The 18,102-nt window shown below is 59.4% G+C and carries 19 protein-coding genes; 11 read left to right on the top strand and 8 right to left on the bottom strand.

Annotated elements, in window-relative coordinates:
• Positions 1 to 30: 30 nt before the first annotated feature.
• The 3 genes from rnd (at position 31) to ACW9IR_RS09005 (ending at position 2,491) form a co-directional block, all read left to right on the top strand.
• Positions 31 to 1,164 (top strand): ribonuclease D, encoded by a 1,134-nt coding sequence (gene rnd / locus ACW9IR_RS09015; protein WP_457462822.1) that lies wholly within the window; start codon positions 31 to 33, stop codon positions 1,162 to 1,164.
• Positions 1,161 to 1,454, top strand: coding sequence for a YcgL domain-containing protein (locus ACW9IR_RS09010; protein WP_007911350.1), 294 nt, complete (start codon positions 1,161 to 1,163; stop codon positions 1,452 to 1,454). Before rnd ends, ACW9IR_RS09010 begins: the two co-directional genes overlap by 4 nt.
• Before the next feature lie 104 nt (positions 1,455 to 1,558).
• Positions 1,559 to 2,491, top strand: a complete 933-nt coding sequence (locus ACW9IR_RS09005) for a D-2-hydroxyacid dehydrogenase (RefSeq protein ID WP_110720068.1) — start codon at positions 1,559 to 1,561, stop codon at positions 2,489 to 2,491.
• A 125-nt stretch (positions 2,492 to 2,616) separates the two neighbouring features.
• Here ACW9IR_RS09005 and ACW9IR_RS09000 read toward each other — a convergent pair whose 3' ends face one another.
• Positions 2,617 to 3,210, bottom strand: a complete 594-nt coding sequence (locus ACW9IR_RS09000; RefSeq protein WP_457462819.1) for a nitroreductase family protein — start codon at positions 3,208 to 3,210, stop codon at positions 2,617 to 2,619.
• Between the two features lie 279 nt (positions 3,211 to 3,489).
• On the opposite strand from ACW9IR_RS09000, the gene ACW9IR_RS08995 reads away from it, so the two are divergent.
• Together ACW9IR_RS08995 and ACW9IR_RS08990 are read left to right on the top strand one after the other, a co-directional pair.
• Complete coding sequence (locus ACW9IR_RS08995) at positions 3,490 to 3,939, top strand: YcgN family cysteine cluster protein (RefSeq protein WP_102900275.1); 450 nt, start codon at positions 3,490 to 3,492, stop codon at positions 3,937 to 3,939.
• 35 nt (positions 3,940 to 3,974) lie between these two features.
• Positions 3,975 to 5,204 carry a hypothetical protein gene (locus tag ACW9IR_RS08990; RefSeq protein ID WP_457462817.1) on the top strand — a complete coding sequence of 410 codons (1,230 nt, stop codon included), beginning with the start codon at positions 3,975 to 3,977 and terminating at the stop codon, positions 5,202 to 5,204.
• Between the two features lie 169 nt (positions 5,205 to 5,373).
• On the opposite strand, the gene ACW9IR_RS08985 is transcribed toward ACW9IR_RS08990, so the two are convergent.
• From ACW9IR_RS08985 to ACW9IR_RS08970, 4 genes are all read right to left on the bottom strand, one after another.
• Positions 5,374 to 5,751, bottom strand: a complete 378-nt coding sequence (locus tag ACW9IR_RS08985) for a YgaP family membrane protein (RefSeq protein WP_095049253.1) — start codon at positions 5,749 to 5,751, stop codon at positions 5,374 to 5,376.
• Between the two features lie 81 nt (positions 5,752 to 5,832).
• Positions 5,833 to 6,303 (bottom strand): RNA methyltransferase, encoded by a 471-nt coding sequence (locus tag ACW9IR_RS08980; protein ID WP_007911337.1) that lies wholly within the window; start codon positions 6,301 to 6,303, stop codon positions 5,833 to 5,835.
• A gap of 205 nt (positions 6,304 to 6,508) precedes the next feature.
• Positions 6,509 to 6,880, bottom strand: a complete 372-nt coding sequence (locus ACW9IR_RS08975) for a YajD family HNH nuclease (RefSeq protein WP_007911336.1) — start codon at positions 6,878 to 6,880, stop codon at positions 6,509 to 6,511.
• A 48-nt stretch (positions 6,881 to 6,928) separates the two neighbouring features.
• Positions 6,929 to 7,615 (bottom strand): spermidine synthase, encoded by a 687-nt coding sequence (locus ACW9IR_RS08970; protein WP_007911335.1) that lies wholly within the window; start codon positions 7,613 to 7,615, stop codon positions 6,929 to 6,931.
• Positions 7,616 to 7,695: 80 nt separating this feature from the next.
• On the opposite strand from ACW9IR_RS08970, the gene ACW9IR_RS08965 reads away from it, so the two are divergent.
• Positions 7,696 to 7,980, top strand: coding sequence for a hypothetical protein (locus ACW9IR_RS08965; RefSeq protein WP_212622758.1), 285 nt, complete (start codon positions 7,696 to 7,698; stop codon positions 7,978 to 7,980).
• Here ACW9IR_RS08965 and ACW9IR_RS08960 read toward each other — a convergent pair.
• Both ACW9IR_RS08960 and ACW9IR_RS08955 read right to left on the bottom strand, forming a co-directional pair.
• Positions 7,977 to 8,450: a cyclic nucleotide-binding domain-containing protein gene (locus ACW9IR_RS08960; RefSeq protein WP_095119089.1), complete on the bottom strand. Its 474-nt coding sequence runs from the start codon at positions 8,448 to 8,450 to the stop codon at positions 7,977 to 7,979. The two genes, ACW9IR_RS08965 and ACW9IR_RS08960, sit on opposite strands and share 4 nt — an antisense overlap.
• Before the next feature lie 194 nt (positions 8,451 to 8,644).
• Positions 8,645 to 10,699 (bottom strand): S9 family peptidase, encoded by a 2,055-nt coding sequence (locus tag ACW9IR_RS08955; protein WP_457462813.1) that lies wholly within the window; start codon positions 10,697 to 10,699, stop codon positions 8,645 to 8,647.
• A 1,287-nt stretch (positions 10,700 to 11,986) separates the two neighbouring features.
• On the opposite strand from ACW9IR_RS08955, the gene ltrA reads away from it, so the two are divergent.
• The 4 genes from ltrA (at position 11,987) to ACW9IR_RS08935 (ending at position 15,624) form a co-directional block, all read left to right on the top strand.
• Complete coding sequence (gene ltrA / locus ACW9IR_RS08950) at positions 11,987 to 13,684, top strand: group II intron reverse transcriptase/maturase (protein ID WP_457462811.1); 1,698 nt, start codon at positions 11,987 to 11,989, stop codon at positions 13,682 to 13,684.
• Between the two features lie 95 nt (positions 13,685 to 13,779).
• Positions 13,780 to 14,277 carry an MFS transporter gene (locus tag ACW9IR_RS08945; RefSeq protein ID WP_102900279.1) on the top strand — a complete coding sequence of 166 codons (498 nt, stop codon included), beginning with the start codon at positions 13,780 to 13,782 and terminating at the stop codon, positions 14,275 to 14,277.
• 15 nt (positions 14,278 to 14,292) lie between these two features.
• Positions 14,293 to 15,069: a class II glutamine amidotransferase gene (locus tag ACW9IR_RS08940; RefSeq protein WP_007911322.1), complete on the top strand. Its 777-nt coding sequence runs from the start codon at positions 14,293 to 14,295 to the stop codon at positions 15,067 to 15,069.
• A gap of 12 nt (positions 15,070 to 15,081) precedes the next feature.
• The gene (locus ACW9IR_RS08935; RefSeq protein WP_034153178.1) at positions 15,082 to 15,624 is read left to right on the top strand and encodes a DUF2937 family protein; all 543 of its coding nucleotides are present in this window, start codon (positions 15,082 to 15,084) and stop codon (positions 15,622 to 15,624) included.
• Positions 15,625 to 15,735: 111 nt separating this feature from the next.
• On the opposite strand, the gene ACW9IR_RS08930 is transcribed toward ACW9IR_RS08935, so the two are convergent.
• Positions 15,736 to 16,650 (bottom strand): LysR family transcriptional regulator, encoded by a 915-nt coding sequence (locus ACW9IR_RS08930; RefSeq protein ID WP_457462808.1) that lies wholly within the window; start codon positions 16,648 to 16,650, stop codon positions 15,736 to 15,738.
• A 159-nt stretch (positions 16,651 to 16,809) separates the two neighbouring features.
• Between ACW9IR_RS08930 and ACW9IR_RS08925 the strand changes: the two genes are divergently transcribed.
• Positions 16,810 to 18,096: an MFS transporter gene (locus ACW9IR_RS08925; RefSeq protein ID WP_034153180.1), complete on the top strand. Its 1,287-nt coding sequence runs from the start codon at positions 16,810 to 16,812 to the stop codon at positions 18,094 to 18,096.
• Positions 18,097 to 18,102: the final 6 nt, after the last annotated feature.

Here is an 18,102-nt window from a genome sequence, read left to right as displayed (position 1 = left end):
ACTGCGCGCCATTCTTCAAGGGAGAGCCGTGTGGCCATCGATATTCACTGGATTCGCGACAACGAAAGCCTCGCGCAGTTTTGCGCCGAGTGGCAGCAGCTGCCCTTCGTTGCCCTCGACACCGAATTCATGCGGGTCGACACCTTCTACCCGATTGCCGGCCTGTTGCAGGTCGGCGACGGTAAACGCGCCTACCTGATCGACCCGTTGACCATCAACGCCTGGCAACCGCTGGCCGCCTTGCTGGAAAACCCGGCGGTGCTCAAAGTCCTGCACGCCTGCAGCGAAGACCTCGAAGTGCTGTTGCGTCTGACCGGCAGCCTGCCGGCGCCGATGTTCGACACGCAATTGGCTGCCGCCTACCTGAACCTCGGTTTCTCGATGGGCTATTCGCGGCTGGTGCAGGAAGTGCTTGGCATCGAACTGCCGAAGGGCGAGACCCGTTCCGACTGGTTGCAGCGCCCGTTGTCCGAGACGCAAATCAGCTACGCCGCCGAAGATGCCGTGCATCTGGCGGAGGTTTTCGTACAGCTGCGGCCGAAACTGTCTGACGACAAATTTGCCTGGGTATTGGAGGACGGTGCCGAACTGGTCGCCAACCTGCGCCGCGAAACCGATCCTTACGAGCTCTACCGCGAGGCCAAGCTGGCGTGGAAACTTTCGCGCGCACAACTGGCGGTACTGCGTGAGCTGTGCGCCTGGCGTGAAAAAGAGGCCCGCGCCCGCGATCTGCCGCGCAACCGCATCGTCCGTGAGCATTCGCTGTGGCCGCTGGCCCGCACACAACCGGACAACCTTGCGGCGCTGGGCAAGATCGAAGACATGCACCCGCGTACCGTGCGTCAGGACGGCCAATTTCTGCTTGATCTGATCAAGCGCTCTGGCAGTGTGGGGCCTGATCAATGGCCGCCAGCGGTGCCGGAGCCATTGCCGATCGAAGCCGCCGCGTTGATCAAACAATTGCGCGCATTGGGCCAGGCTGAGGCCGAGCGTCTGGGCATTGCCCCGGAACTGATGCTGCGCAAGAAAACCCTCGAAGCCCTGGTCAAAAGCGGTTATCCCGAGGGTCCTTACCAATTGCCTGAGTCGTTGCGTGGCTGGCGCCGCGAACTCATGGGCCAGAAGCTGCTCGACAGCCTGGCCACCGCCGGAGAACAGCCTTGAAACGTATTTGTTCCATCTACCAAAGCTCCAAGCGCAGCGGCATGTACCTTTATGTGCTCAAAAGTGATGCGCTTGAGCGTGTGCCGGAAGCGCTGATGCTGGCGTTCGGCAAGCCGAAGCATTCCTTCGACCTGGTGCTGTCGCCCGAGCGCAAACTGGCCAGCGAGGACATCGTCGTGGTTCTGGAAAACCTCGACAAGCAGGGCTACCACCTGCAAATGCCACCGGCCGAGGACGAGTACATCGAGCACTTGCCCGAAGAGTTGCTGCGACGCAACGACCCGGTCTGATCTGCGCGGCTCTGTTCTGAGTCTCGGTTTACCCTGGAACTGTTTTTACCGCGATGGCCGTCCGAATCCGGCGGCCATCTGCACGGTTTGCGAAAGGTTTGAAGATGCGCGTTCTGATTGCCGAACACGACCACGCGATTTACGCCCGGCTGCTGCGTCAGGCAGCGCCGGAGCTTGAAGTACTGACCAGTGGCGACTCCGCCGAGCTGGCCCGTCAGGCCGCCGATTGCCCGGTGTGGCTGGGCCAGCCGGACCTGCTTGCGACCCTGCTGCGCCAGGGCCACCAGCCACAATGGCTGCAATCGACCTGGGCTGGCATCACGCCGTTGCTCGCGGACGGTTTGCGCCGTGACTACCGTCTTACCCGCGCGGTGGGGATTTTCGGTCAGGTGATGGCTGAGTACGTGCTGACCTACATCCTCGGCCATGAGCGCGAAGTGCTCGCACGACTGGTCAGCCAGGTCGAACGCAAGTGGGACCACCGCAGCGGCCAGAGCCTGGCCGGGCGCAAGGTGTTGATCGTTGGCACCGGTGATATTGGCCAGAGCGTGGCGCAGTTCCTGCTGCCATTTGGCATTGAGTTGTACGGCATCGCCAGCAGCGCCCGCGAGCAGGCGCCGTTTGTCGAGGTCGGCTCGATGGCCGATCTGCCACGGCTGGTGGGCGAAGTGGATTACGTGGTCAATCTGTTGCCGAACACCGAGCACACCCACGATATCTACGATGCGGCGCTGTTCAAGCAATTCAAACCGACCGGGTTGTTTATCAACGCCGGACGGGGTGTCGCGGTGGTTGATGCCGATCTGGTGGACGCGTTGAAGGAAGGCCATCTGGCGGGGGCAGTGATCGACGTTTGCCGTCAGGAGCCACTGCCGCAACGCCATCCATTCTGGACCGCTTGGGGCTTGCTGCTGACCGGGCACAGTTCGGCGCCGACGTCACCGGCGTTGATGGTGCAGCTGTTTGTCGAGAACCTGAAGGCGTATCAGGCGGGTGAGGCATTGCGCGGGGAAGTGGATTTCAACCGCGGATATTGAATGTTCGCCGAATAAAAATGTGGGAGCGAGCCTGCTCGCGAAGGGGGAGTGTCAGCCAACATCATCGTTGTCTGACACAGCGCTTTCGCGAGCAGGCTCGCTCCCACATTTGTTTTTGTGCTGGCTTAGAGGCTGAAGTCGCCTTCTGCCGCCAGTTCGTTCAGCGGGCGGCGCGGGCTCGGCTCTTCACGGGCTTGCAGGTATTCAGCCAGCGTTGCCTTGTCACCGAGTTTGCCAACGGCAACGGCCGCATGCAGCGCATAACCTTCAGGAATATTCAGCTCTTTGCGCGTCAACTCCTGATCGAAACCGGCCATGCCGTGGGTGTGCCAGCCGCTGATGCTTGCTTGCAACGCCAAATGGCCCCACGCCGAACCGGTGTCGAAGGTGTGCCACAACGCTGGGGTTTCTTCCGTCGCGCCGGGTGCAGTGAACGTGGTTTTCGAAATCACGATCACCAGCGCCGATGCGTGCTGCGCCCAGCTACGGTTGAATTCATTGAGCAGACCCAGATAACGCTCCCAGTTCGGCGTATCGCGACGCGCATAGAGGAAACGCCACGGCTGCGAGTTATACGCCGAAGGCGCCCAGCGCGCGGCTTCGAAGAAGCTCAGCAGGGTTTCTTCCGGGATCGTTTCACCAGTGAAGGCGCGCGGCGACCAGCGGTCGGTGAATTGCGGGTGAATGGCGTAATCGGCAACGCGAGGGTTGGCACTCATGGAGAGATTCCTTACTACGGTTGAGTCAGGGATTTGAATGAAAACCCGGCGGGATCAGTTGCGCTGAACGATGGGGTTTTCCGAGCCTGAGGGTTCACCACAATGCAACGCGGTCGAGCGTTAATGGCTTGCGGGCAAGGCTCCTTGCGACTGGCAAAGCTACGCGCCGCCACAAAAACTGACAAGTCCCGCACAACCGGCAGTCGCCAACGCTTGGCCCGCCGGGCCTTGGGCACTAGACTGGCGGCCTTTTCACCACCTGATGTTGATGCTTGAGCCATGGCCGCCAAAGTCGAACCGTTCTGGATACGCAAAACCCTCGATCAACTGGATCATCAGGAATGGGAATCGCTGTGCGACGGCTGTGGTCTGTGCTGCCTGCAGAAACTCGAGGATGAAGAAGACAACAGCGTTTATTACACGCGCATCGCCTGCAAACTGCTCGACCTGAAAACCTGCCAGTGCAGCGATTACCCGAACCGCCTCAAGTTTGTCCCGGACTGCATCCAGCTCACCCCGGGCCAGGCCGAAGAGTTCAAATGGCTGCCGCCGACCTGCGGTTATCGACTGGTCAGCGAAGGCAAGGATCTGCCGTTGTGGCACCACTTGGTCTGTGGCGATCGCGACGCGGTGCACCACGAGCGCATTTCCCAGTCCGGGCGCATGCTTGCCGAAGGCAGCGTGCCGGAAGATGACTGGGAAGATCACCTGATTTTCCGCGCGGGCTGAATACCTGCTGATTCAAGCTTTACCAAGGAGTGCGTATGGCTGTCGGATTGTCGCGAGCGTTGATGATTGCGCTGCTGGCGCTGAACACGCCGGCATGGGCGGCGAAGAAAGTCGATCTGGATTATCACGTGCGCTTGTTGCCACAGAGCGATCAGGCCGAAGTACGCCTGACCCTGGCCAAAGGCGAGGCGGTGCGCAGTCTCGATTTCGATCTTGGCGACGGCAGCCATTACAGCGACTTCAAGGCTGACGGCCAGTGGCTGTTGACCCCGGGCAAACAGGCACGGGGCGTCTGGCGCCCGACCAGTGACAAGTCCAGCCTGACCTACCGCGTACGCGTCAGCCACGGTCGCAAGAACGGCAGTTTCGACACGCGCATGACCCCAAGCTGGGCGTTGATGCGCGGCGATGAACTGGTGCCACCAGCCAAACTCGATCAACAGGACGGCACCGAGCTGGTCGCGCGTCTGCAATTCGAATTGCCCGACGGTTGGAAGAGCATCGAAACCGCTTGGCCGCGCATCGGCAAAAACAAATTCCGTATCGACAATCCTTCGCGCCTGTTCGACCGCCCGACCGGGTGGATGCTCGCCGGCCACCTCGGCAGCCGCCGCACTCGCTTGGGTGAAACCGAGGTCACCGTGGCCTCACCGCAAGGGCAGGGCATGCGGCGTATGGACGTGCTGACCTTGCTGACGTTCGTCTGGCCGCAGGTGCAGGCCGTGTACCCGCGACATCCGAGCAAGCTGTTGATCGTCGGTGCCAGCGACCCGATGTGGCGCGGCAGCCTCGGTGCGCATGAATCCATTTACGTGAATACGCGATTGCCGCTGGTCAGCGAAAGCGGCAGCAGTGCGCTGGTGCGTGAGCTGGCACAGGTGTTCGGGCGTATTAACGACGAGCAGCGCAGTGACTGGATCAGCGAAGGCTTTGCCGAGTATTACGCCATTGAACTGGTACGCCGCGCGGGTGGCATGAGCGATGAGCGTTATCAGAGTTTGCAGGCGAAACTGGCCAGGGACAGCCAGAAAGTAACGACCTTGCGCGGCGAGCAGATCAGCCCGGCGCAGGTGGCGAAAGCGGTGGTGCTGTTGCAGGAACTGGATGGCGAGATTCGTTTGAAGACGCGCAACAAGCGTTCGCTGGATGATGTCTTGCGTGGAGCGATGCATCTGGGGACGGTGAGTACCAAGGAGTTTGTGCAACTGGCCGAGAGTGTGCTCGGCGAGTCTTCCAAAGTCCTCGATACCGCGTTGCTTCAGTGACACCGCTATCGCTGGCAAGCCAGCTCCCACAGTGTTTTGGGATGGGCACAAAATCAGTGCACAACCCATAAGCCGATTTGGGGCTGGGCAAAAATTCTGTGGTCTCCACAGAACCTGTGGGAGCTGGCTTGCCAGCGATGAGGCCGTCAGCCCCACCGCAAATCTCGGATCAAACCCCGGCTTTCGGCGATTTCACCGAATCATTGCCGGTCACGGTGGCGGTGCTGGTCGCCGCCTCGGCATTGGCTTTGAGCTTGCTCAACTCTTCCCCGGCCCTTTCGATCTTCGCCCGCACGTTGTTCATGTCCTGACGACTTTTCTCAAACAGGCTCTTCACCGAACTGTGCCCGGTAATCCCGCGCGCCATGGCCACGCCGCCAATCGCCACCTGAATCAAGCCGAACACACCGCCACGGCGCAGGCCCTTACCGACCATGATCACGCCGCCCGCGAGCGAGCCGATACGCTCCCAACCTTCGACGTTCTGCTCGGAACGGCTCTGGAACGGGGTGGATTCGATACGTTCGACACGTTTGAGCTCGGTCATGATCTTTCTCCAGGCAATGAGTAATCGATAAACAAGCTGACTGCCAGAGCGGTCAGCTCGTTCCATCGGATGTGCGACGCTTTAGCGGAATTTTGGCCCGGAGCGGGTGTTCAAGCCCTTGGCCATACGGTCGTAGAGCACGACGTTGACCGTGGCGGCGAGGTTCATGCAACCAGTGGTCGGGATGTACACGACGTCTTCGCACCAGTCGCGGATCTCTTTATCCAGCGAGCCGTCTTCCGGGCCGAAGATGTACAGGGCGCGATCCGGGTGGGTGTATTCCGGCAGCGGGCGGGCGCCCTCGACCAGTTCCACGGCGACCGGCACGCAGTTGAGCGGGAGGATCTTTTTCAGATCGTCGATGCCGATCAGCGGGATGTCGTAGTGCACGCGCTTGGTGTCGGTGACGAAGTCGGCGGCGCGTTCATAACGCTTGCCGGTGTAGAACACCGACGCCACGCCATAGCAGCCTGCGGCGCGCATCACCGAACCGACGTTCTCTGGTGATTTGGGGTTATACAAACCAATGCAGCTGTACCGTTTGTCTGCCACGAGCGGGGTGCCTTCGGGAAAAAGAGGGCGATTATACGGGGATTGGGGCAGGGGTGGCAGGTTCGAGATCTGCGGTGTCTGCTCTGGCCCTATCGCTGGCAAGCCAGCTCCCACAGTGATTTGGATCGCTCACAAATTTTGTGTATACCCGAGATACCTGTGGGAGCTGGCTTGCCAGCGATGAGGCCAGTTCAGGCAATGAAGATCAGTCTTCTTTTTTCATGAGACCGGCCAGCGCGGCAAACGGGTTGTGCGTCGCCTTGGCAATCTTCGGCGTGCTCAGCGAGCCTTCGCTGAAATACTGCTGATCGGTATAGCGCGAGTGCTCGTTGTCGTGGCAATACAGGCACAACAATTCCCAGTTCGAGCCGTCCTGCGGGTTGTTGTCGTGGTTGTGGTCGCGGTGGTGCACGGTCAGTTCGCTCAGGCGCTTGCCGGAAAACTCACGGGTGCAGCGGCCACAGACGTGCGGGTACATTTTCAGGGCCTTGTCGCGGTAGCCCATTTCCTTGTCGCGCTGGTTGTCGGCGAGGATGCGATCCAGCTTCGACGTGTTGGTTGGGGTGGACGAACTCATGGGTTCACCTTTGTAAAAGACTAATGACGGTTATGCGCAGAGTTTAGCTCAGCCCTTGAGCTTCTCGGCAATCCAGATTGTGTGCCGCGTGCCCTTGTTGCCGTGGGCGAAGACCTGGACTTCTTCGGCCTTGAAACCGGCCTTCTTCAATTTGTCGGAAAACAGCCGGTCGGCGCTGGCCGACCATACCGCCAGCACGCCTTTCGGGCGCAGGGCTTTGGCGCAGGCATTCAGACCAGCGGCCGAGTACAGCCAACTGTTGGCCTTCTGAGTCAGGCCTTCGGGGCCGTTGTCGACGTCGAGCATGATCGCGTCGAAACCGTTCGGCTCACTTTGCAGGACCTTGGCCACGTCTTCCTGACGGATCACCGTGCGCGGATCCAGCAGCGGTCGACCGGACTTTTCGCCGAGCGGGCCACGGTTCCACTCGACCACGCCGGGCACCAGCTCAGCGACCACCACTTCGGCAGTCTTGCCCAGATGCTTGAGCGCGGAGGCGAGGGTGAAACCCATGCCCAAACCGCCGATCAGCACTCGCGAATCCGGCCGGCCAGCGACCTTGCGGCACGGGATTTCGGCCAGTGCATCTTCGGAACCGTGCATGCGCGTGTTCATCAATTGCCCGCCGTCGCCGCCCTGGATCTTGATGACGAAATCCTCGCCATACTCGAACAGGCACAGGGCACCGCCGCTTTCAGGGATCGGGGTGGTGTCGAGCAGAACGAAACGTTTCATGGAAATCTCTACAAGGGGGAAGGCAAGCAGGCCCGTTGGGAGTAGCCTGAGCGCAGACTAGAGGCCAAACGGAGCCCTTGATGAAGCGCACCATTCTAACGGTCATTGCCCTGGCCGCGCTCTCGATTACTGCAGTGCAGGCGCAACAGATAATTCCGGTCAGCCCGGCGCCGCAACCCGGCTCGCCCGGCACCGCGACACCGACGCCGTATCCGCAGATCACGCCGATCAACATTCCCAAGTCCGGTGCCGGCAGTGGCAGTCCACCGCTGGTGCCGATCGAAATGCCCAGCCCGCCGAGCAAGGATCAACCGGTGCCGGGCATTGAACCGAGCGGCACCAAGGCAAAATCTCCCGGCGGTTAAACCTGTTGCGCCGCCAGTTGGCCGTCGGCCATACGCAGGCGTTTCGACAGGGAGACGGCGAGGGCGCGGATGATCTTCGCGGCGATCTTCGGCGCGTCGTTGAGCATTTTTTCCAGCGAATCCTTGCCGAGGTTCAATAGTTGGCAGTTAGTCGCGGCGATGCAGGTGGCCGAGCGGCGTTCACCGTCGAGCACGGCCATTTCACCAAACGCCCGACCGCTGCGCAGGGTAGCCATGGTGATCACCTGACCATCGGGCCCGGTTTTCTGCACGGCGACCTGGCCGGTGTGGAGGATGCACATGAAGCTGCCGGCATCGCCCTCACGGAAAATCGCCTCGCCTTCAGCCACGGTGCTGATGCTGAAGTAGCCGGAAGCGGCCGCAAAGTCGGCCAGCTGCAATTGATCGAACAGGCCGCAGTCCATCAGCCAGTCGCGGATTTCGTTGTTCAGTAAGGTCGGTTCTGACATGTCGTCACGGTCTTTTTGTTTTCACTGTTTCAGGCTTCACACGATCCCTTGTAGGAGCTGCCGAAGGCTGCGATCTTTTGATCCTGCCTTTGAAAAAATCAAAAGATCGCAGCCTTCGGCAGCTCCTACAGGGGATCTTGGGGGTATCGGCCTCTTGGGTCTGCAATTAAGACCCAAGTGACCGACGGAGTTCCTCAGGCCAGGCCCAAAACCTTGAAAACAAATGCGTATTCGAGTGCTACGTCACGTAATCCCTGATAACGCCCGCTCATCCCGCCATGCCCGGCGCCCAGTTCCGTCTTGAGCAGCAGCACATTGTTGTCGGTCTTGGTCGCGCGCAGTTTCGCCACCCACTTGGCCGCTTCCCAGTACTGCACGCGGCTGTCGTTGTAGCCGGCGATTACCAGCGTTGCAGGATAGTCCTGCGCGCTGACGTTTTCGTAGGGCGCGTAAGCCTTGATTCGCTCGTAAACCTCCGGCTCTTCGGGATTGCCCCATTCGTCATATTCGGTGACGGTCAGTGGCAGTTCCGGGTCGAGCATGGTGTTGAGCACGTCGACGAACGGCACTTCAGCAATCGCCACGGCGAACAGATCCGGACGCTGGTTGAGCACCGCACCAATCAGCAAACCACCGGCGCTGCCACCGCTGATCGCCAGTTTTTCCGCAGTGGTAATGCCGTTGAGGATCAGAAATTCGGCGCAGGCAATGAAGTCGCTGAAGGTGTTGTGCTTGTGTTCCTGCTTGCCGGCGCGATACCAGGCCTCGCCCAGTTCACCGCCGCCGCGCACGTGAGCAATGGCGAAGGCCATGCCACGATCCAGAAGACTCAGACGGGCATGGGAGAACCACGGATCAAGGCTCGAGCCGTAAGCGCCATAACCGTACAGATACAGCGGCACCGGTTTGCCGACCATTTCGCGTTTCATCACCAGACTTATCGGCACTTGCGTACCGTCTGGCGCGGTCGCCCACAGGCGCTGGCTGACGTAAGCGTCGGCGTCGAACGGGCCGAGCACCGGGGTTTCTTTCAACACCGCTTGTTCGCCGCTGGCGAGGATCAGTTGGCGAACCTGTGCCGGACGGTTCAACGCCTCGTAGCGCAGACGAATGCGGTCGCTTTCAAATTCCAGGCTGTTTTGCACATAGAGGCTGTAGGCCGCGTCCGGCAATTGCACGCGATAAGGCGTCAGACCGTGTGGGTGCACTTCGATGATCGGCAGGCCACCCTCGCGCAGACTCAGGGTCATGGCCTCGGTGTTGAGGCTGACGCCATCAAGCATCACCGTGTCGCTGTGGGGGATCAGGTTCTGCCAGTCGGCTTCGGTCGGCGCGGTGCCGCTGTCCGGGGCCTGATACAGGGCGTAGTTGATGCCGTCGCGGTTGGTGCGGATAAACCACGTCCACACGCCATCGAGCAGGCCGTGATCGACATCGTATTCGTGATCCTCGACGCGCGGCGCCAGGCAAGTGAACGGCAGGTGTGGCTGATTGGCGTCGAGCGCCCAGACTTCGCTGGTGGTCTTGCTGCCCAGCGACAGCAGCAATTGCTGTTCGGAACTGGAGCGGTAGCAATGCAGGAAGAAACGCCCGTCCGGCTCGTGGAAAACTTCTTCGGCAGCGGTGCCGTCGAGGCGATAACGGAACAGTTTGTGTGGGCGATGGGTGTCGTCGAGTACGCCGAAAAACAGGGTCAGGCTGTCGTTGGCCCAGGTCATGCTGCCGTCGCAGTCTTCGAATTCCAGTTCGCTGACCTTGTCGTTGGACAGTTCCTTGACGAACAGCGTGTAAATCTCATCGCCCGAGGCGTCGACGCTGTAGGCCAGACGTTGATGGTCCGGGCTGATGCTGAACGCACCCAGCGAGAAGAACCCGCCGTTGGCCAGTACATTCGGGTCGAGCAGCAGTTGTTCGCGGCTTTCGTCGAGGGTCAGGCTGTCGTCTGCCGGCCGTGGGCAGCGGTAATGCCGGGCGTACTCGTCGCCCGCCGTGGTGCGCGTGTAATACAGGTATGGACCCCAGGGCGAGGGCAGGGACAGGTCGGTTTCGAGGATCCGGCCCTTGATCTCTTCGAACAGGCTTTCACGCAGCTCGGCCTGATCGGCGGTTTGCGCCTCTTGCCAGGCGTTTTCGGCCTTGAGGTAATCGAGCACCGCGTCGGTGTCGCGCTCCTGCAGCCAGGCATACGGGTCGGCACCGGGCGCCTTGTGAGCAATCGGGGCACTGATGACGTTGGCGGATTGGGGCATGGAAGGCTCTCGGACAATGTACGGAATAAAGGCTTTCGCGGATCGTGAAGCCGTCGCAGCCCCCTGTGGGAGCGAGCTTGCTCGCGAAGTCGTCCGGTCAGATGACATTGGTTTCACTGACCCACCGCTTTCGCGAGCAAGCTCGCTCCCACAGGGTTTGCTGCTGGCCGTCTGGTATTGGGACAAGCCGCACGGGCGAAAAGTCGTTACTATAAGCGCCTCTGTGCGACACGCGTAGCGTGTCTTCAAGACCTCGAGGTGTCAGATCATCTTGAGGGGCTCCTTGACTGGAGTCGAAGCCTAGGTATCGCCTCCTAGGAAACAAATCTGTCCCAGAAGTCCAATACCTTCAAGGGCTTGCCGCTGCGGCGGGGTATGCAAAAGGGTCGATACAGCATTCAAAACTCGCCCTCAGAAAGCGTTTTTCTTTCTGGAATGCATCTCAAATCATCGGTTCTTCTCAGAACCTAACCCACGCGGGAAAGAATCCCCGCAGGGGTTTTCTCCTGCTTCTGAAACAGGAGGAAACAAACCTTAGAGCATGCTGCTTAGGCAGTCCCCGCTCCTATCCATCTGAAGACGCGAGCGAAAGCTCTGTCTGTCATTGTCCATCTAACTTGCTTGCAAGTTAGCAGCGGACTCGTTGTGCGACCAACGATAGCCTAGGAAAACATGCGTCATTGGCAACGATGAGGTGTGAAGCTTTTCTGACAACGTAGTCCCCGAAAGGGCCTGCATTTTCCGCGAGGGGATGCGGGGATGCTCGGAGCAGAACCGGGTTGAGACGCTAGGCTGATCGGAATGGGCAACATATGTGAACTGCTGATAAACGTCGTAATTATAAACAAGCCAAAACTGCTGTCAGGCTTGAGCCAACAGGCAAAGTGATCGGATACCTCCGTAGAGGCTGGGGGTACGTCGTCATCAGGATCACCGGCGGAAAGGCAGGCCCTAACCCAATCGTGTGACAGGCAGGGAACGTGGTAAGTCCGTATGGCTGCCTTCGGGCAGGTGAACCGCAAGGGGATCTGTTGGCCGTGCGGGTATGGGATCGCAGAGAAAGCGAAAGTCGATTTGTAATGAATCGAATAGGGGTTGGAACATCACCCCACGGGAAACCGGGCAGACTTCTGCGTGGTCTTTTGTCGTATGAACTCTGACTGAGCCTGTCTCAATAATTTCAGAAACCTGTGTTTAGGTTTCCCATTAATCCAGCCCTGACGGGACGTCCATTCCCGTCAGGGGATGCGTACGTCTTCAGCTCAGGCAATGTGAGAAGAAGGCAGCATGCTAGTACATAGCCCTATGGCCGTGTCTGCGCCCTCCAGCGCTCCGCAGCAATGGCATGACATCGATTGGCGTCGTGTCCAGCGGAACGTTCGGGCAATGCAGGTGCGGATTGCGAAGGCTTGTCGGGAAGGCGACTGGCGCAAGGTTAAATCCTTGCAACGGATGCTGACCCGCTCTCGATCGGCCAGATACTTGGCCGTTCGGCGAGTCACTGAAAACCAGGGCAAGCGCACGGCGGGAGTCGACCGCGTGCTCTGGGATACACCCGATGCCAAATGGAAAGCGGCAAATGGGTTGGAGCGCCACGGATACAAACCTCGGCCATTACGGCGAGTGTTTATTCCGAAGTCGAATGGAAAGGAGCGCCCTCTGGGCATTCCGACCATGACAGACAGAGCTATGCAAGCCCTGTATTTGTTGGCTCTGGCGCCCATCGCGGAAACCACCGGTGATCCAAATAGCTATGGCTTCAGGATCGAACGTTCGACGGCGGATGCAATGGGACAGCTGTTCGTCTGCCTGTCCAAAAAGGTTTCGGCCCAATGGGTACTGGAGGCGGACATCAAAGGCTGCTTTGACCACATCAATCATGACTGGCTGATCGCCAATGTCCCTACAGACAAAGAGATCCTTCGGAAGTGGTTGAAAGCCGGGGTAATTGATAAAGGCCAACTGCAGGCAACGAATGCTGGGACGCCGCAGGGCGGGATTATCTCGCCCACCTTGGCAAATATGGTGCTGGATGGCCTGGAATCACAGCTCAAGCAACATCTGGGCGTGACACAGGCCAAGAAGCTGAAAATCAACGTGGTGCGTTACGCGGATGACTTTGTGATTACCGGAGACTCGAAAGAGGTGCTGGAAAGCGAAATCAGACCTTGGGTGGAGCAGTTTCTCGCTGTAAGGGGGCTGCAGTTGTCACTCGAGAAAACCCGCGTGGTTCACATAGACGAAGGCTTCGACTTTCTGGGATGGAATTTCCGCAAGTACGACGGGAAACTCCTGATCAAACCGAGCAAGAAAAACGTGAAAGCGTTCTATCGCAAAGTGAAGACAGTCATCAGCGCTAATACAACGGCTCGGCAAGAGGATCTGATTCGATTGCTTAACCCGATACTGCGAGGTTGGGCGGTTTATCACCAGCCGGTTGTGGCCAAGAAGGCGTTTAGCCGAATGGATAACTCTGTTTTCCATGCTCTCTGGTACTGGGCGAAGAGGCGACACCCAAACAAATCGTTGGAGTGGGTCAGGAGAAACTATTTTCAGGCTCACGAAGGCAGAAATTGGGTATTTGCCACCACGGCAATGAAGGTTGACGGAACGAAAGCAATAGCACCTCTGTACTCAATTGCGAGTACCGCGATCGAGCGGCATAGAAAGGTGAGCGGGGGTTACAACCCCTTTGATCCTTCCATGGAGGAAATGGGAGAGAAACTGCGAATGGTACGAATGCTCAAAAAGCTGAAATACCGTAAACAGATTGTGAGGCTTTTCCAAACCCAAAAAGGTCTATGTCCACTGTGCAAGCAGCCGATCACCAAGGATAGCGGTTGGCATGACCACCACATAATTCACCGCTCCCAAGGCGGTGGAGACACCTTGGATAACCGAGTACTATTGCACCCAGTTTGTCATCAGCAGCTACACAGCCGTGGATTGACAGTAAACAAGCCGGCTCCAAACGGGGCTTACTAAAGACTTGAGCCGTATGCGTTGAAAGGCGCACGTACGGTTCTTAGGGGGAGGCAGACCAGTAATGGTCTGTCTCTACCCGACTTGCCTGCCTTGCCATGGACACCATGACCGAGAACGACTATCTGATCGCCTGGGGCCTCTACGCCTTTGCCGCTGTGGGCTGCCTGTTGGTATGGATGCGCCTGACTACCTGGATGTGGCGCTGGTTACGCGAGCCGCTGCGCGTGTTGATGGCGGTGTTGCTGTTCAGCCCGACCATCATTGACCCGGTCAAGGAAAAGGTCGCGCCGGCCATTGCCATCACCGCGCTGGATCTGGCCTTCAAGGTTGGCAACAACGCCTGGCGTGCAGTCTCCGATCTGTTCATGTACGGCATGATCGCGTTCGGCATTTACCTGATTTTCGTGTTGATCCGCTTCCCGCTCGAGCGCGCTTCGCGAGCGCGTCGAGAGCAGGCCGAGGCAGCGAAAGCGGCAGCCCGCGCTGATGACCGCGATGACGATCAACCGTTCGGCGGCGCCGGTGATGACCGTTACGGTCGCCCGCCAGTGCCGAACAATCCGCAGCGCATGCGGGTCGAGCCGCGTCTGTAACCCGAGAGTCCGCACATGTGTGAATTACTGGGCATGAGTGCCAACGTGCCGACCGATATCGTGTTCAGCTTCACCGGCCTGATGCAGCGCGGCGGCCGCACCGGCCCGCACCGTGACGGCTGGGGCATCGCTTTCTATGAAGGCCGTGGCTTACGGCTGTTTCAGGATCCGGCGGCGAGTTGCGAGTCGGAAGTCGCCAATCTGGTGCAGCGTTATCCGATCAAGAGCGAAGTGGTCATCGGCCACATCCGCCAGGCCAACGTCGGCAAGGTCTGCCTGTCCAACACTCACCCGTTCGTCCGCGAACTGTGGGGGCGCAACTGGTGTTTCGCGCACAACGGCCAGCTCGCCGATTTCACTCCGATCAAAAGTTTCTACCGCCCGGTCGGCGATACCGACAGCGAGGCGGCGTTCTGCGATTTGCTTAACCGTGTGCGTGCAGCATTCCCGGAGCCGGTTGATATAGAAGAGCTGTTGCCGGATCTGGTCGCCGCGTGCGCCGAATACCGCAGCAAAGGCGTGTTCAACTGCCTGCTCAGCGATGGTGACTGGCTGTTCTGCTATTGCTCGACCAAACTCGCACAGATCACCCGCCGCGCACCGTTCGGCCCGGCGCGTCTGAAGGATGTCGACGTGATCGTCGATTTTCAGGCGGAGACCACGCCCAACGACGTGGTCACGGTGATCGCCACCGAACCTTTGACCGAAAACGAAACCTGGACCCGTTACGAACCGGGCCAATGGAGCCTGTGGCGACGCGGCGAATGCGTCAGCCAGGGCAAGACCGAATAAGGATTGCACCCCATGTTGCTCAGTTATGTACGGCTGGTGTTGTTTGCGGCGGGCCTGTTGATCGGTGTCCAGGTGCCGGGGTTCATCAACGATTACGCCAAACGTGTCGAGGCGCATCTGATCGAAGCGCAGACCGGTTTGCGCGGTTTTCAAGGGACTGCCGAGCAGTTCTTCAAGGGCGATATGCAGGCACTGGTCGCGCATTACCGCGCCAGTGAAGATCCGATCTTCCGCAGCGACGCCGACAGTCTGAACACCTTGCTCACGCGTCAGGTGGCGTTGGACAAGCAGTTCCAGGCGATGCAAGGCCCGTGGTACATCCGCTTCCTGCAAGTGGTGCTGGCCGCTGACCCGGATATTCGCAAGGAAACCTGGAACGGCTACAGCTACCAGATCCTGCTGACCCCGGAAGCGATGATCTGGGGCATGAGCGGGGCGTTGCTGCTGTCGTTCGGCATTGAATGCCTGTTCCGCTTGATCGACTGGGTCGTGCTCGGTGGCCGACGTTTGCGCCAGAGCCGGCCGATCGAAGACCGCGACGTACGTGGCCTCTGATGATCATTCCCACGCTCCGCGTGGGAATGCCTCAACGGACGCTCCGCGTTCGGCTTTTGTAAGGGACGCGGAGCGTCCCGGGCGGCATTCCCACGCGGAACGTGGGAACGATCATGGTGTCAGGGTGATGTAGTCCTTGCCCACCTTGTGTGCATACCCTTCAAGCACCTGCTGACACAACGTCACAATCTCCTCGACCCACTCAACCCCCACCCGCCACGACACCACCACCTGCAGGTTTGGCGGTCGCTGATCAATATCCAATAACGTCAATTCCCCCCGCGCCAGCTCCTCAGCCACCAACACCGGTGGCAGCACACCAATCCCAAATCCATCACGCAATAACCGCGTGATCGCCGACACCGAGTTCACGCAATTCAAACGTGGCGCCAGTACGCCATTGGCTTGCATCAACGCCAGAAGATCCTGATGCGGCCGGGAGTTTTTCGAGTAGGTGATGATCCGCTCCTGCGCCAGTTCGGCGAGGTCGGCGTAATCGCGGTTGTAGATAGAATTGCTTGCGACAATCCAACCCAGCGGATGGCTGGCCAGCTCCAGACTGCGCACGCTTTCATGGCGGATCAGGTCGGTTTGCAGAACGATGTCGAGAAAGCCTTTTTGCAGCTGATCGCAGAGGTTCAGCGAGGTATCCGCCACCAGCTCGATTTCCACCCGTGGATACAAATCGGTCATCTGCGCGACCAACGGGCTGAGCCAGGTGTGGATTACCGTGTCCATTACGCCGATACGCACGCGGCCGACTTTGCTCGAGCGGGTCTCGATCGACTGTTTCAGCGCCGACATGGTGTCGAGCATCTGCTCGGCATACTCCAGCACTTTCAGCCCTTCGGGCGTCAGGCTGACACCGCGTGAATCGCGCAAAAACAGCTTCACCCCCAGCTCGCCTTCCAGCACCGCGATGCGGCTGGAAATCGACGCCTGGGTGGTGAACAGCTTGTCGGCGGTCAGGCGAAAACTCTTCAGTCGGGCGACCCAGACAAAGGTCTCGAGAAACTTCAGGTTCATGGGCAAGGCTCGGGTGACAAATTTTTCTTATGGCTAAGGCGGGTTTTTATTCGTTGGACGCAGCAGGGCCGCGCGACGAAAAATCGACGCATCCGGTCCCCACGATAGGCGTCGTCGGGGCTACGAACAAGACCAATAAAAAACCTGCGGAGATAAGCCATGCGTGCTCCCGACACCCTAGAAGTACCCAAGGCAACGGCGCGTCCGGGGCCGTTTGACTGGTATCGCAACATCAACCAGCAAGAGCGTCGCACGTTCTGGAGCTGCAAGATCGGCTACGGTCTGGACGGCATGGACACGCAGATGCTCAGCTTCGTCGTGCCGACGCTGATCGCGATGTGGGGCATTACCACCGGTGAGGCCGGGCTGATTCACACCAGCACCTTGATCGCTTCGGCCATCGGCGGTTGGGTCGCCGGGATTCTCTCTGACCGCATCGGTCGTGTGCGCACCCTGCAACTGACCGTGCTGTGGTTCGCCTTCTTCACCTTCCTCTGCGGCTTCGCGCAAAACTACGAACAACTGTTGATCGCGCGCACTCTGATGGGCTTCGGGTTCGGCGGCGAGTGGACCGCCGGTGCGGTACTGATCGGCGAGGTGATTCGCGCCAAGGACCGTGGCAAAGCGGTGGGCATGGTGCAATCCGGTTGGGCGCTGGGCTGGGGACTGACGGCGATTCTGTATGCGCTGTTGTTCTCGGTGCTGCCGCCGGAAGATGCCTGGCGCGCACTGTTCATCCTCGGCATCGTGCCGGCGATTTTTGTGATTTTTGTCCGCCGTCTGGTGAAGGATCCGGAGATCTACCGCGAAGCCAAGGCCCAACAAACGCCGGAGACTCAGTCGAAGTTCTACGAGATATTCGCCCCCGGCATGCTCTTCACCACGTTCCGCGCTTCGCTGCTGACCACGGGTGCGCTGGGCGGTTATTACGCGATCACTTCCTGGCTGCCGACCTTTCTGAAAAACGAACGCGGTTTGAGCGTGCTCGGTACGGGCGGTTATCTGGCGATGGTGATTGTCGGCTCCTACGTCGGTTACGTGATCAGCGCTTATCTGACTGACCTGCTCGGGCGGAAAAAGAACTTCATCCTCTTCGCGGTCGGCTCGTTCACCATCGTTCTGCTCTATACGCAGCTGCCGGTGAGCAACGGCGTGATGCTGTGGCTGGGCTTCCCTCTGGGCTTCTTCGCCTCGGGGATTTTCAGCGGTATGGGCGCGTTTCTGACCGAACTGTTCCCTACGCGAATTCGCGGCTCGGGTCAGGGCTTTTGCTACAACATCGGTCGGGCACTGGCCGCTTTGTTTCCGCTGCTGATCGGTCTGCTCAGCCAGAAAGTACCGTTGAGCGTAGGTATTGGCGCCTTTGCGGCGGTGTCTTACGGCGTGGTGATTATCGCGGCATTGAGCCTGCCGGAAACCCGTGGCAAGCAACTCGATGCGCAGTAACTGATA

The organism is Pseudomonas sp. SDT291_1_S447, assembly GCF_054070155.1.
This window is presented reverse-complemented; position numbering and strand designations above follow the sequence as displayed.

Bases quoted from the DNA above. Each gene is read 5' to 3' on its own strand.
- ACW9IR_RS08960 (WP_095119089.1), bottom strand. From the start codon at position 8,450: ATGTCAGAACCGACCTTACTGAACAACGAAATCCGCGACTGGCTGATG.
- ACW9IR_RS08930 (WP_457462808.1), bottom strand. From the start codon at position 16,650: ATGAACCTGAAGTTTCTCGAGACCTTTGTCTGGGTCGCCCGACTGAAG.
- ACW9IR_RS08975 (WP_007911336.1), bottom strand. From the start codon at position 6,880: ATGAGTTCGTCCACCCCAACCAACACGTCGAAGCTGGATCGCATCCTC.
- ACW9IR_RS08970 (WP_007911335.1), bottom strand. From the start codon at position 7,615: ATGAAACGTTTCGTTCTGCTCGACACCACCCCGATCCCTGAAAGCGGC.
- ACW9IR_RS08990 (WP_457462817.1), top strand. From the start codon at position 3,975: ATGGCTGTCGGATTGTCGCGAGCGTTGATGATTGCGCTGCTGGCGCTG.
- ACW9IR_RS08945 (WP_102900279.1), top strand. From the start codon at position 13,780: ATGGACACCATGACCGAGAACGACTATCTGATCGCCTGGGGCCTCTAC.
- ACW9IR_RS08995 (WP_102900275.1), top strand. From the start codon at position 3,490: ATGGCCGCCAAAGTCGAACCGTTCTGGATACGCAAAACCCTCGATCAA.
- ACW9IR_RS08925 (WP_034153180.1), top strand. From the start codon at position 16,810: ATGCGTGCTCCCGACACCCTAGAAGTACCCAAGGCAACGGCGCGTCCG.
- ltrA (WP_457462811.1), top strand. From the start codon at position 11,987: ATGCTAGTACATAGCCCTATGGCCGTGTCTGCGCCCTCCAGCGCTCCG.
- ACW9IR_RS08985 (WP_095049253.1), bottom strand. From the start codon at position 5,751: ATGACCGAGCTCAAACGTGTCGAACGTATCGAATCCACCCCGTTCCAG.
- ACW9IR_RS09000 (WP_457462819.1), bottom strand. From the start codon at position 3,210: ATGAGTGCCAACCCTCGCGTTGCCGATTACGCCATTCACCCGCAATTC.
- ACW9IR_RS08935 (WP_034153178.1), top strand. From the start codon at position 15,082: ATGTTGCTCAGTTATGTACGGCTGGTGTTGTTTGCGGCGGGCCTGTTG.
- ACW9IR_RS08965 (WP_212622758.1), top strand. From the start codon at position 7,696: ATGAAGCGCACCATTCTAACGGTCATTGCCCTGGCCGCGCTCTCGATT.
- ACW9IR_RS09005 (WP_110720068.1), top strand. From the start codon at position 1,559: ATGCGCGTTCTGATTGCCGAACACGACCACGCGATTTACGCCCGGCTG.
- ACW9IR_RS08955 (WP_457462813.1), bottom strand. From the start codon at position 10,699: ATGCCCCAATCCGCCAACGTCATCAGTGCCCCGATTGCTCACAAGGCG.
- ACW9IR_RS08940 (WP_007911322.1), top strand. From the start codon at position 14,293: ATGTGTGAATTACTGGGCATGAGTGCCAACGTGCCGACCGATATCGTG.